Here is a 12,617-nt window from a genome sequence, read left to right as displayed (position 1 = left end):
AGGATGATTGGGGATGAAGCAGGTATGCCAGGCTATGGTCTTTATGACCGGGCACTGGGTGCAGTCTATTTATATGGCCTGTGGGATGCCATTGACAGAGGAACCAAAGACATAATTTTCGGCGGCTGTTCATCAGGTAGGTGAGCAGCCGCTTGTTTACTTGTTGTTGCTGAGGTTAGGCGGCATTATATGTCGTCTTTTAAATTTCCCAATAGATCCTGTTTATGGAAAAGTATACAAAATACATCGCAAAAGTGTACTAGACAGAGATTAAAAGTATGTGTATATTATACAATAGTTACAAAATTTGCTTAAGGAGAGGATGGAAGTGAGAAAAGATAACGATGTATTAGGAACGATAAATCGGGGTAATCCTGCTGAATCAGGCTTGTGCACATTATGCAGGGCAGATTGTCACGGCAAATGTGAAACTTGGCTGTCAAGTATTAGGGGCAGGAAGTTGCTATATCCTCGTGACTTCGGCACTATAACTGCAGGGAGCGGCAATACCACTCATATAGGCGTGTCTTACAACTCTTTACGTGTTCAAGGGTATAACTATGGTGCTCAAGGTTTGCCAAATGGCCTATCAAACTCACAAGACGATTGTATATTTCCGAATGTCAGTACCGAGTGCGAATTTGGCAATGAAATAAAAACTAAGTCCAGAATGCCTCTGATGACAGGTGCTCTTGGTTCAACGTTTATCGCCGCAAAGTATTGGGAATCATTTGCTATCGGCGCTGCACTTGTAGGGATTCCTATTGTTGTTGGTGAGAATGTAGTTGGTGTTGATAAGGCTTCGGTCATTGACAATGGCAAAATAACCGAAGCGCCTGAGCTTGACCGGCGGATTGCCTGCTACTTAAACTACTATGACGGCTATGGAGCCATCATTGTGCAAATGAATGTTGAAGATACTAGAAATGGTGTTGCTGAATATATCATCAATAAATATGGTGATAAAGTTGTAATTGAACTCAAATGGGGCCAAGGCGCCAAAGATATCGGTGGGGAGATTCAGGTTATAGACCTTGACTATGCTATCTTCTTGAAGAATAGAGGCTATATTGTCGATCCTGACCCGACCGTACCTGAGGTTCAAGAAGCTTATAAACATGGCGCTATCAAGTCATTTGCCCGCCATAGCAGACTTGGCTACACTACCCTGTCTTCAGCCGACCAAGTTAGAGAAGATTTCTTGAGCAATGTTCAATATTTGAGAAGCCTCGGCTATAAGAGAATTTCGTTAAAAACAGGTTCCTATGGTATGGAAGCATTGGCGATGGCGATTAAGTTTGCGACAGATGCCAAATTGGATTTGCTGACAGTTGACGGTTCTGGTGGTGGCACAGGCATGAGCCCCTGGAACATGATGGAAGCATGGGGTGTGCCTTCCGTATTGTTACATAGTAAAGCTTACGAATATGCTACGGTACTTGCCAACAAGGGAAACAAGGTGGTTGACCTTGCTTTTGGCGGCGGACTTGCCAGAGAGGACCATATGTTTAAAGCACTTGCGCTTGGTGCTCCTTTCGTCAAGTTAATCTGTATGGGTAGAGCTATTATGATACCCGGTTTCTTAGGCTCCAATATTGAAGGAGTTTTACACCCTGAAAGAAAAGTCGCTGTTAACGGCAACTGGGATTCCTTGCCGGCCAGCTTCAAAGAATATGGATCGTCACCGCAAGAAATCTTTGCAGGTTATCATGACGTACAGAAAAAAGTTGGCAAAGACGAAATGAAGAACATTCCTTATGGCGCAATTGCTATGTGGACTTGTGCTGATAAACTTAACGCCGGACTGCAGCAATTGATGGCCGGCGCCCGTAAATTCTCCATGCCTGAGATCGCCAGGACAGACATCTACTCTGGCAACCGGGAAACCGAAAGAGAAACTAAAATTCCGTTTATCACCGATATCCAGAACGAAAATGCCTATAGCATTCTTAATTCATAATTAATCATAAACAGCCATACCAAGGGGAGCCTCAAAAGTTTTCAGGATAGATTCTCAGACGAAGAGCTTACCGAAATGCGGTTAGTATTTGGTGCTGGTGAAACGGTGGTAAATGTTATCACCGGACAAAAATTTAAACTTAATTAACCAAAATATGGTATAATATTAATTGCGGACAGGTTATAGGGTTAGCATATTGACTATAGCCTGCCGCTAGGGTAAATTACTTGCCTACTTCTGTGAAGGCGTGGAGAATTGTGCCGTAGGTATCTTTAAGATACCGTCACAGAAGGGGGGCGTTATGATGAATCTAAAAAGCATTCAAGTAAAGTTTTCGTTCAAACTTCCTTGGCTTTTAGAAATACTGATTAACGCAATTTGGAATAGAAAAGAAAAATAGATAACCCGGTGCAACGGATTATCTAATCGATCTAAACTAATTCATTTTTACCTACGGCGTATTTTCTCCGCAGCAAAGGTTAGGAGCTAACTAACCTTTGCCTTTATTATACCCGTTTATTGATTGCATATGCAATATTTTATTTTAATTTATATGTAAAAAATTACGTAAAAAATTATAAATACGTAGCAATAGCGTCCCGGCAAAAATTGACATGCTATGGCAAAAAATGATATTATTAATAAAACAACTGAAAACAATTGAATCGTGTTGAGATAGGTGCCCGCAAGGGCTTAATAGGGAAGACCGGTGTGATGCCGGCGCGGTCCCGCCACTGTAATAGGGAGCGAATCCGAGGTATGCCACTGAGATATGTATTCTTGGGAAGGCTTGGATAAGCAATGAACTAGAGCCAGGAGAACTGCCTGTCTGTCAATCACCGTTTTTACCCACGAGCGATGGGGAGGGGATTTGCGCACCTGAGTTGTGCCTTATTTTTCCCGGCGTAGATAGTGCCGGGATTTTTGATAAGAATAACTTTACCGCTTTCAAAATCTCCTGTCCTCCGGACAGGAGATTTTGTTTTGCTATTCACCAAATTAACAGGGAGGGATGGCAGTGCTGACTGGAAAGTATGAATAGCTTTCCAGAGATTTTTATCTTAGTACGCGAGTCAAGGCTCCCGCCTCTACAGGCGGCGTTAATTCAGGTGGAGTAGACTCTCCACCTGAATCCCCAATGTTTCAGCTATGCTGAAACGAGTTCACTGGCCATGAGCAATGATAAATTTATTACTATTTTGAGGTGGCGCTATGGAGAGAAAATTTACTAGAAAAAACAAAAGAAATTTGCTGGCAGCGGCAATCGCCTGTGCGGTCGCTTTGGGCTTTAATTCCACCTACGCATATGCGGAAGAAGCGGCGGCGGATGCGGCGGAAACTTCAGAACCGGCGGCAAAATCAGATTCTCCTGCATACAAACTGGAGAAAGTTGTCGTTGAAGGCAAGAAAGATAAGAAAGAGGATTCCGATACCGGCTTTGTCGGCCAAAATGGCAGCGTGGGTTTTTTAGGTGAGAAAAATGTTATGGATACGCCGTTTACGCAAACTACGCTGACCAGTAAAACCATCGAAACCTTCGGCGCGGCCAGCCAGCCGCTTGACAGCATCCTGTCCAACAGTCCCTCGATTCAGGCGTCAGGCAGTGCGCTGCACAATGATTTTACTTTCCGGGGATTTCGTGCCAACGGAACGAGTTCCTATGTGAACGGCATACCGGGTATGTTTACGCAATTCAATGCGCCTACCTTTATGATCGACCATATTGATTTAATCTCCGGACCGAACAGCGGAATAAGCGGCACGGGGGCACAATATGAATCCGATACCGCCGGCGGTCTGGTCAATTTTGTATCTAAAAAAGCGCCGGAACAGCCGCTGACGCGCTATACGCAGACTTTTTCCGGTTATGGCTCATTCGGCGAATATATGGACATCGCCCGTCGGTTTGGCCGGAACAACGCCTGGGGCGTACGTATCAACACTGAAATGGTAAACGGCGAAACCTCGATTCACGGTGAAAATATAAAGGCGCGGGGAATTTTCGCCAATATTGACCACCGGGATGAGAACAGTACGACCAATATATTAACCGGCTACCGGGAGCTTGAGATTCAAGGCGGCCAGCGCTGGTTCAAATTCGGCAGTTCCGTCACCAGTCTGCCGAGCACGCCTGATGCCAGCGACGATTACGGCTTCGACGGCATGGTCAAAGCGTCCCGCGGCTGGATCTTCGCGCTGAACCACGAGCAGAAGGTCAGTAAAGACTGGAAAGTGTTCTTTAACGGCGGTCTCAACCGCAATACCCTGACGAAAAATGTGAGTGCCACCAACAGCGCTTTTACGGTTAAGAACAACGCAGGCGATTATGACCTGTACGTTACCAACGGCGGCACGCCGATGAATACCTATTATGCCCAACTGGGGACTCAGGGGAAAATCGCCGGTGGCGCGGTCACACACAATGTGACGCTGGCTGTCGACAAATCCTGGCGCAACCGTGAATCCGCCAAAGTTACGGTAAATGACCTCATCGGTACAGGCAATCTTTATAGCGGCATAACTCAAACGCTTCTGCCGAACACCGATTACTCGACCGGACTGACGGAAAAACAGCGTTTCTGGGGTTGGTCGCTGGCCGACAATATCGAATATCAGAAATGGGAGGTCCTGCTGGGGGCACACAAGCATTTTGCCACTGTGGATTCTTATACGGCGAAAACCGGAACCAAAACTGCCAGTGTTGACAGTAATGCTTTTTGTCCGACCTATGGCATTGTATATAAACCGGCAACTAATATTTCCTTATATGCCAGCCACTCAGAAAACTTTAACAAAGGTACTGTCGTAGGCAGCAGCTATGTAAATGCCGGTGATATTTTAGCGCCCGCCAAGGCCAAGCAAGATGAAATTGGGATTAAATATGAACATGCCGGTGTTCTTACGACACTCAGTCTCTTTGATATTGAACAGGCAAATAATATTGAAGTTGCTGATACAAGTAGTTCTAAATACTATTTGATCCAGGACGGCCGGGAACGGCATAAAGGCGTGGAGTTGGCGGCCAGCGGCAGCCTGGGCGACAAATGGACGCTAATGGGAGGTATCACACGGCTGATTGCCACCCAGGAAAAAACAAAAGGCGGCCAGTATGACGGTTATGACGTCAGCGGACGGGCCAAATGGAACGCTGTCGCCGCTGTGGAATATCAGGCTGACAGTCGATTTAGTATGGTCGGACGGGTTCGGTATACCGGCGAATCGACGATTAATTATCAAAAACTTGCGGTTCCCGGCTACACGACCTTTGACCTTGGTCTGAAATACAAAACAAAAATTGACAGCGTACCTGCCGTATTCAGCCTGATGTGCTACAATCTGACGGACAAGGATTATTGGCAGGTAGCCCGCGGCGACCAGTTGTACGTATCCACGCCCCGCACGGTTGTTTTGTCGGCGCAGGTCGACCTGTAAGGGGGGGCCAGTGGCAAGAAGCAGGGAAAGCTATAGGGAAAGAGGCCGTCTTTTGGTAAAGGGGGCCTGTCTTCTGGCACTATTCGGGCTGTTTTTTTTCCCCGGTTGTTCCCGCCAGCCGACGCAATCTTTCAGCCTTGACCGGGAAATTGTGCTGGCCGCGGCGAGGGATCTGACACCGGGCAGTAAAGATCCTTATTATACCAGCCTTATCCTGGAGGTATGGGAACCGTTGGTGGGGGTTGGCGAAGACGGTCGGCCCGCGCCTAAGCTGGCTAAGGGGTGGGAGCATTCCGCAGATTATACAGAGTGGACTTTTAAACTGACGGAAGGCGCAACGTTTCATGACGGCACACTGTTTAACGCGGCGGCCGTAGTACAAAATTTCGAACGCTACCGCGTGATATCACCCCGGACGTCCAGTTTCTACTTGTTTGATATCCACAAAATTTATCCTCATTTACGGCGGGTGGAAGCGACGGACGAATATACCGTCCAACTGACCTTTGACCGTCCGTTTCCGACCTTATTATACAGTATGACGAATTTTGGCAGTGCCATGTTCAGTCCGCCCTGTTTCGACGCTCGTACCGGCGACTTCATTACTACGGTAGCCGGTACAGGTCCATTTAAAATGATCGGTCATGTCACCAAACAATATACCCTGCTGGAGCGCAATGAGACGTACTACGGCAGCAAAGCCAAAGCAAAAACAATTCGGGTCCGGAATATACCGGTTGCTGAAACCCGCTATTCGGCCTTAAAGGCAGGAGAAATTATGGGGGTCCTGGATATCGGATCACTGACGCCGGCGTTGACCAGCGAACTGCTGAAAGATCAGCAATTTGCCGTGGCGACGAAACGATCCTCCATTACACATTATTTGTTCTGCAACGGTGAAAAAGCGCCCTTGAATGATCCGCGTTTACGGCAGGCGATCAGTCTGATGGTGAACCGGGAAGTATTGGTTAAAAATTTCTTCCACGGTTACGCCATACCCACTAGTAATTTTCTGAATGGAGCTTCGCCGTTCAGCCGTGCGGAAATACCGGAACGAAATGCGACCAGGGCGAAAGAAGCGGCCAAGGCAGTTTTGCAGGATAAAACCGCCGAACTCCTCTTCTTGGTGCCACAGTATGGAATCGACCGTTATCCCTACAAAGAAATCGCCGAATTCATCCAGGCCGAACTGAAAGAACTTGGGCTGAATGCCCGCATCGTCGTTATGGATTGGGCGACAATCCAGGATGCCAGGGCAGCCGGCCGGTTTGATCTTATTCTTGGCACGCAGGGACTGCCTAACCTTGAACCCGCCAGTCTGTTTCAAAATTATATGAACAGCACAGGCAGCGCGAATGTTCAATACAGGCTGGGGTATAAAAACGAGGAGGCAGACCGGCTGCTCGCTGAACTGGACCTGGCAACCGGAGCGGAGGAGCGGGAAAAAATTTATGATCGTTTGCAGGCTATAGCCAGACAAGATCCGCCCTGCATTCCGCTGTTTGATGATATCAATCTGGCCGTATACAATAAGAAGCTGGAAAACTATCAGCCACTCCTATATGGCGTAACTCTGGATAAAGTAGGGTGGAAACAATGAGGAATAGCGTTTGGTTTTATATTGTGAAGAAGCTGGCCCTGGTGCTTCCGGTCTGGCTGGGTATATCGGCGGCGGCATTTCTGCTGGGGGTTATTTCACCCAGCGATCCTGCCGTCCTGCTGCTCAGTATGGACGGCATTTCCACTCCCGGCGCGCAGGAAATCGCTGCCAAACGCCATGAGCTGGGCCTGGACCGTCCGTATATCTTGCAGTATTTGGCCTGGCTGGGGCAAGTGCTGCAGGGAAACCTGGGGATATCCTATATAACGCGGCAGCCGGTTTTGGAGGAATTACTGCTGCGTTTGCCGGTAACCGTCACGCTGGCTGGAATTTCACTGTTACTGGTCATGCTTGCAGGCATCCCGCTGGGGGTGCTTATGGCGTGGAAAAAAAATACCGGCAGCGATTTTATACTGCGGGCGGCAGCTTTAGCAGGGACCTCGCTACCGTCTTTTTGGCTGTCGATCCTGATGATCTGGCTTTTTGCGGAAACCCTGCAGTTGCTGCCCTCCAGCGGCTATGGCAGTGTTTCCCAGCTTATCTTGCCAGCCATTACCCTGGCGGCGGGAACGACCGGTGCTCTGATGCGTTTGCAGCGGGCCACTCTGCTGGAAGTATTGGAGCAGAATTTTATCTTTGCCGCAAAAGCAAAGGGGTTACCGGGTTCCCGGATCATCTGGCGGCACGGGCTGCCAAACGCACTGATCCCGGTCGTCACTTTGCTGGGAAATTATTTCGGGGGCGTCCTTGGCGGTTCTGCTGTCATCGAGTCCATTTATTCGCTGCCGGGCTTGGGCAGTTATGTGCTGGAAGCAATCAGAGGGCGGGACTATCCGGTCATCCAGGGTTATGTTCTGTTTACCGGCTGCGTTTTTGTCGTGTTTAATTTGCTGGTTGACCTGGTTTATCTGGGACTGAATCCGCGAATCAGGCTGGGAGGAAAATAGTGGCAGCCATAAATAAAGCTTCTATTGTATATAGGTTAGCAGCAGTTATTTTGCTGTTGCTGGTGGCCTCAGCTGTGTTGGCGCCGGTCATCGCGCCGTATGATCCGAACCGGGTTATGCCGGACGAGACGCTGGAGCCCTGCTCGGTCAGGCATTGGCTGGGTACGGACGCATTGGGACGGGATGTGCTTAGCCGCCTCCTGTATGGAGCGCAGGTTTCGATCGGCTTTGCTGTGCTGGCAGCCTTGTGCACGACTTTGCTGGGTGTTTCGCTTGGTATTATCGGCGGTTATTTTGGCGGAGTCACCGACCTGATGCTGCAACTGTTGGTCAATATCTTTCAGGGACTGCCGGGGATGAGCCTGATGATCGCAATTGCCGGTAGCCTGGGACCGGGCAGCGCCAGTCTGCTGCTAGCGGTTACGCTGACCTCATGGGCCGGTTTTTCCCGGATTGTGCGCGGCGAAGTTTTGAAAATCAAGGAAGAAAGCTATATTGAAGGAATCCGCAGCCTGGGTGGCAGCGACGCGTATATTTTGCGGCGGTATATCCTGCCTAATTTATTTAACTCCTTAATCATTCTGTTTACCGTCCGGGTCGGCACAGTAGTGTTGTCCGTGGCTTCGCTGAGCTTCCTGGGGCTCGGTATGCAGCCGCCGCAAGCGGACTGGGGCGTGATGATTCAGGATGCCAAAGTCTATTTCCGCAGCTATCCCCAGCTTTTGATCGCTCCCGGTCTATGTATTCTGGCGTTATGCGGCAGTATCCAACTGGTCGGTGATGCGCTGCGCGACCGGTTCAGTATCAGGCGGAGCACTCAGAAACAAGATTGGTAGAAAGGACGGGCCAGAGTGGATAATCATATCGTTTTAAAGCAGCTTACGGTTTCTTTTACTACCAAGGCCGGAACCGTAAAGGCGGCGAACCGGATTGACGCGATTTTTCCTGGTGGGCAAATCAGCGGAATCGTCGGTGAAACCGGCAGCGGCAAATCCGTCCTGGGTCTGTCTGTTTTGGGACTGCTGCCGGAGAACCGCATTGTGTCGGGCAGTATTCTATATAAAAACCGGGATTTATTGCAGTTGCCGGAGCCGGAAATGAATGCTCTCCGGGGCAAAACGATCGCTTTTGTGCCGCAAAACCCGGATACCGCGTTAAATCCGAGTATGACGGTTGGCGCACAGCTCAGTGAAATGTTCACCTGTCATGCTAAGGCAAGCCCGGCTGAGGCTCACCTGCGGGCCCTCGAACAATTGCGCCGGTATGCTTTACCCGAGTCGCAAATCGGTTTTGACCGCTATTCCTTTCAATTAAGCGGCGGTCAGCGTCAGCGCCTGCTTTGCGCTATGGGCAACGCGCTGGAGCCGGAGTGGCTGATTGCCGATGAACCGACCAAGGGTTTGGACGCTGTACTGCGCCGGCAGGTATTTCAACTGTTTCAGACGCTGCGTGAGACCTCAAACCTTGGTATTCTTCTGATTACCCATGATTTGCGGCTGGCCGAGCGTTTATGTGATACCATATTCGTCCTGTATGCGGGCACTGTGGTGGAACAAGGTCCGGCGGGGGAACTGTTCGCTGGACCCTTGCATCCCTATACCCGGGGCCTGATCAACGCGCAGCCGCACAAGGCGTTAATGCCGCTGCCAGGTATGCCCCCCAGCCTGATTGACCTGCCGGCGGGCTGCAAATTCGGACCCCGCTGCCGGCAGCGAACAAAGCTCTGCTCACAGGAACCGCCTTTGCGGAATGTCTATGGACGGCAGGTGAGGTGTTGGCAGTATGATTGAAGTTTTTAACATAACAAAGACCTTCGGAACCGGCTTGTGGCGGCGGACCCGGACACTGGCGGTGGATAACGCTTCATTTTCGGTGAAAGCCGGAAAAACGCTGGGTTTGATCGGGATGAGCGGATCAGGCAAATCAACCTTGGGACGCCTTGCTTTGAAGCTTATACCTTGCGATACAGGCAGAATTGTGTTTGATGGCAGAGATATAAGCAATTTTACGGCACGGCAAATGAAAAAATTGCGTAAAGAGATGCAGATCCTGTTTCAAAATCCTGAAACTTCACTAAATCCCCGGTTTACCATTGCCGAAAGCATGGCGGAACCTTACCGGCTTCATGGACAGAGCAGGCAAAAGGACATTGCGGAACAGATCGAACTATGGCTGCAATTCGTCGGGTTAAGTACGGAGCTATTGGCCCGGCGGCCGCATCAGTTAAGCGGCGGTCAATTGCAGCGGGTTTGTATCGCCCGCGCGTTGTCGTTACAGCCTAAATTCCTGGTGCTGGACGAACCTACCTCCATGCTGGATGTGTCGGTGCAGGCGCAGATCATTGAGGTGCTGAGGCTGGCGCAAAGAAAATCTGAGATAGCGTATTTGTTCATATCGCATGATCTTGATTTAATTAAGGCTTGTAGTGATGAGATTGCCATAATGTTCCAAGGCAGAATTATTGAACAGCAGTCAACTGAGGATTTATATCGACGGCCCGGAGAAGAATACACAAAAAAACTTTTGGATGCCTTTGTGAATTTTTGAAGAACCTGTTTCTGTTTTAATTATGTACGCGAAATGGTTCCTTTGAGTTCCAGAGGTGGATTTGCAAGATCGCGGATCGCCGCCACCATGCAAATCTGGATTTTGGACATATTTTCAAGATTAGGAAGCTATGCCTTATTGAATTATCTTTACTGTATGGACTGTTATTGTTTATTTTTTCAGATGTTTCAGTAAATGTGACTTTAAGCATAAGTTTGCCGAAACGGCAAGCTTATGCTTAATTTTTTGTGCGGCAAACTTATGCTTAATAAAGGAATTAACCAGTAATTAACACCAGGTTAACACAAGCCTGTGCGTACTATGGCATAATAAAGACAAATCCCTACTCCCCTAAAAAAAATAGATAACATATCATTTGTGCCGCTCTTTATAAGAGCGGCACAAATGATATACAGGACAGGTCTAGACATCCGGATGAGAGGGTGCAAAGCATGGTTGATCGAGAAAATGGTATCCCCTATTACCGGCAGCTAATGAGTAGTATTCAACAACAGATAGAAGCCGGCTTTTATAAAGAGGGGCAGCAAATCCCCACAGAGATGGAAATGAGCAGAGCCAATCAGGTTAACCGCCATACCATCCGTCAGGCAATTGATGAACTATGCCGGATTGGGGTTTTGTATAGACTCAAAGGCAAAGGGACCTTTGTAGCTAAGGCCCCCTTAGATTCCATAGAGTATCAGTTGTCGACAAAAAATCGCTTTACCGAAAATATAGTGAAGGCTGGGAAAGTACCCAGTAATAAAATTTTCCGGGCTGTTGAGATGATTGCGCCAACGGTTGTTAAAGAAGCGCTGGCACTTGGGGCTGATGAGTCGGTTTACTGTATCCATGTGCTACGGTTTGTGAATGGCAAAGCCTTTTTACTATCTCAGGTATTCCTGCCGGCAAAGTATTTTCCCGGCCTGTTTGACCGCATTACCGATTTCCAAACGTTATCATTGCTTATTGAGCAATATGGTATCAATCCACGGCGGGTCAAGTCTACGCTGCGGGCTAGCTTCCCCAGCCAGGAAGAAGCACTGGCATTAGAGATTCCGAGTAATATGCCGGTTATCAAGGTGGAGAATATTCTAAAATCCCAGGATGATATCCTGATTGAATATAATCTTTCTTGCTATCGTGGAGATCTTGCAAAACTAAGTATAGCTTGGTGAAATTTGAGGGGGATTATGATGAAAAAGCAACAGGTTGGATTATTTCTTGGTCTATGTCTATTAGTTTTGGCGGTGGTTATGGCAGGTTGCGGGTCGGACGCAAAAAACACTGCTCAGCCGGTAACGGAAATGAAAGTATTGCGCGTCGGCGCAATTCCTGCCGAAGATGCTCAGAAAACACGGGAAGCCTATAAGGCGCTCACAGACTATTTGGCGAAGAAGACCGGGTTACCGGTAGAACTTTTTGTTGCCACAGACTATTCGGGAGTAATTGAAGCTATGCGGGGCGGTAAACTGGACATTGCCTATTTTGGACCGTTTTCCTATGTGTTGGCTGCAGACAAGGCCAATGCCGAAGCGTATGCTGTAGAGAAACGCAAAGGTTCAGGTACTTCCTATAAGAGCCTTGTCATTACTTCTCCTAACAGTGGTATTGAGAAATTAGCTGATATCAAGGGACGCACCTATGCTTTTGTCGACCCTGCCTCAACATCAGGTAATTTGATTCCACGCTCCATCTACAAAAAGAATGACATTGATCCAGATAAAGATTTCAAGAGTGTAGTGTATGCAGGGGGGCATGATGCCGCGGCATTAGCGGTAAAAAACCACAAAGTGGATGCAGCCTCAATGGATGATATTACTTACAGCAATATGAAAGAAAAAAACCTAATCAGTGACCAGGACATTAAGATAATTTACCAATCTGATCCTATTCCGGGCTCGGTTTGGGCCTGGCGTAAGGATTTGCCTGAAACGGTAAAAGAAACGATTAAACAGGCTTTTCTGGAAGTCGCTAAAGAAGATCCAGCTGCTTTAAGTGCTTATGGCGGTAAGGTAGAAGACTATGCTCCGGCAAAAGACGCTGATTACAATGTAATTCGTGAGACCGCTAAGATTCTCAACCTGGATTTGTCAAAGAAATAACAATTGGTGGTTAGAGTCGCCGCGAA

Annotated in this window: 10 protein-coding genes and 1 riboswitch; all 10 genes read left to right on the top strand. The window is 48.3% G+C overall.

Annotation, left to right across the window (positions count from 1 at the left end; all coding sequences use genetic code 11):
• Positions 1-3: 3 nt before the first annotated feature.
• The 10 genes from SALPA_RS07125 to phnD all read left to right on the top strand — a co-directional run bounded on the left by SALPA_RS07125 (position 4) and on the right by phnD (position 12,591).
• The gene (locus SALPA_RS07125; protein WP_255450941.1) at positions 4-144 is read left to right on the top strand and encodes a mannonate dehydratase; all 141 of its coding nucleotides are present in this window, start codon (positions 4-6) and stop codon (positions 142-144) included.
• Positions 145-328: 184 nt separating this feature from the next.
• Positions 329-1,960, top strand: coding sequence for a glutamate synthase-related protein (locus SALPA_RS07120; RefSeq protein ID WP_222427895.1), 1,632 nt, complete (start codon positions 329-331; stop codon positions 1,958-1,960).
• Between the two features lie 660 nt (positions 1,961-2,620).
• Positions 2,621-2,804: riboswitch (cobalamin riboswitch) on the top strand.
• Between the two features lie 368 nt (positions 2,805-3,172).
• Positions 3,173-5,392 (top strand): TonB-dependent siderophore receptor, encoded by a 2,220-nt coding sequence (locus SALPA_RS07115; protein ID WP_145091574.1) that lies wholly within the window; start codon positions 3,173-3,175, stop codon positions 5,390-5,392.
• 10 nt (positions 5,393-5,402) lie between these two features.
• Positions 5,403-6,992, top strand: coding sequence for an ABC transporter substrate-binding protein (locus SALPA_RS07110; RefSeq protein ID WP_186450960.1), 1,590 nt, complete (start codon positions 5,403-5,405; stop codon positions 6,990-6,992).
• On the top strand, positions 6,989-7,939 hold the full coding sequence (locus SALPA_RS07105) for an ABC transporter permease (RefSeq protein ID WP_145091568.1): 951 nt from the start codon (positions 6,989-6,991) through the stop codon (positions 7,937-7,939). The genes SALPA_RS07110 and SALPA_RS07105 overlap by 4 nt, the downstream gene beginning before the upstream one ends.
• Positions 7,939-8,775 carry an ABC transporter permease gene (locus tag SALPA_RS07100; RefSeq protein WP_145091565.1) on the top strand — a complete coding sequence of 279 codons (837 nt, stop codon included), beginning with the start codon at positions 7,939-7,941 and terminating at the stop codon, positions 8,773-8,775. The genes SALPA_RS07105 and SALPA_RS07100 overlap by 1 nt, the downstream gene beginning before the upstream one ends.
• 15 nt (positions 8,776-8,790) lie before the next feature.
• Positions 8,791-9,729 (top strand): ABC transporter ATP-binding protein, encoded by a 939-nt coding sequence (locus tag SALPA_RS07095; RefSeq protein WP_145091562.1) that lies wholly within the window; start codon positions 8,791-8,793, stop codon positions 9,727-9,729.
• Entirely contained in the window at positions 9,722-10,486 is a 765-nt protein-coding gene (locus tag SALPA_RS07090; RefSeq protein WP_145091559.1) for an ABC transporter ATP-binding protein, read from the top strand. The genes SALPA_RS07095 and SALPA_RS07090 overlap by 8 nt, the downstream gene beginning before the upstream one ends.
• A 452-nt stretch (positions 10,487-10,938) precedes the next feature.
• Positions 10,939-11,664 carry a GntR family transcriptional regulator gene (locus SALPA_RS07085; protein WP_145091556.1) on the top strand — a complete coding sequence of 242 codons (726 nt, stop codon included), beginning with the start codon at positions 10,939-10,941 and terminating at the stop codon, positions 11,662-11,664.
• 15 nt (positions 11,665-11,679) lie between these two features.
• Positions 11,680-12,591 carry a phosphonate ABC transporter substrate-binding protein gene (gene phnD / locus SALPA_RS07080; protein WP_145091553.1) on the top strand — a complete coding sequence of 304 codons (912 nt, stop codon included), beginning with the start codon at positions 11,680-11,682 and terminating at the stop codon, positions 12,589-12,591.
• Positions 12,592-12,617 lie beyond the last annotated feature (26 nt).

Origin of the sequence: Sporomusa sp. KB1 (assembly GCF_007830295.1) — a bacterium.
Classification (GTDB): Bacteria; Bacillota; Negativicutes; order Sporomusales; family Sporomusaceae; genus Sporomusa.
The sequence above is the reverse complement of the archived record's forward strand: the minus strand, read 5'-3'. Positions and strand labels throughout refer to the sequence as shown.

Coding starts and splice junctions, on each gene's coding strand:
- SALPA_RS07085 (WP_145091556.1), top strand. CDS start 10,939: ATGGTTGATCGAGAAAATGGTATCCCCTATTACCGGCAGCTAATGAGT.
- SALPA_RS07105 (WP_145091568.1), top strand. CDS start 6,989: ATGAGGAATAGCGTTTGGTTTTATATTGTGAAGAAGCTGGCCCTGGTG.
- SALPA_RS07090 (WP_145091559.1), top strand. CDS start 9,722: ATGATTGAAGTTTTTAACATAACAAAGACCTTCGGAACCGGCTTGTGG.
- phnD (WP_145091553.1), top strand. CDS start 11,680: ATGATGAAAAAGCAACAGGTTGGATTATTTCTTGGTCTATGTCTATTA.
- SALPA_RS07125 (WP_255450941.1), top strand. CDS start 4: ATGATTGGGGATGAAGCAGGTATGCCAGGCTATGGTCTTTATGACCGG.
- SALPA_RS07115 (WP_145091574.1), top strand. CDS start 3,173: ATGGAGAGAAAATTTACTAGAAAAAACAAAAGAAATTTGCTGGCAGCG.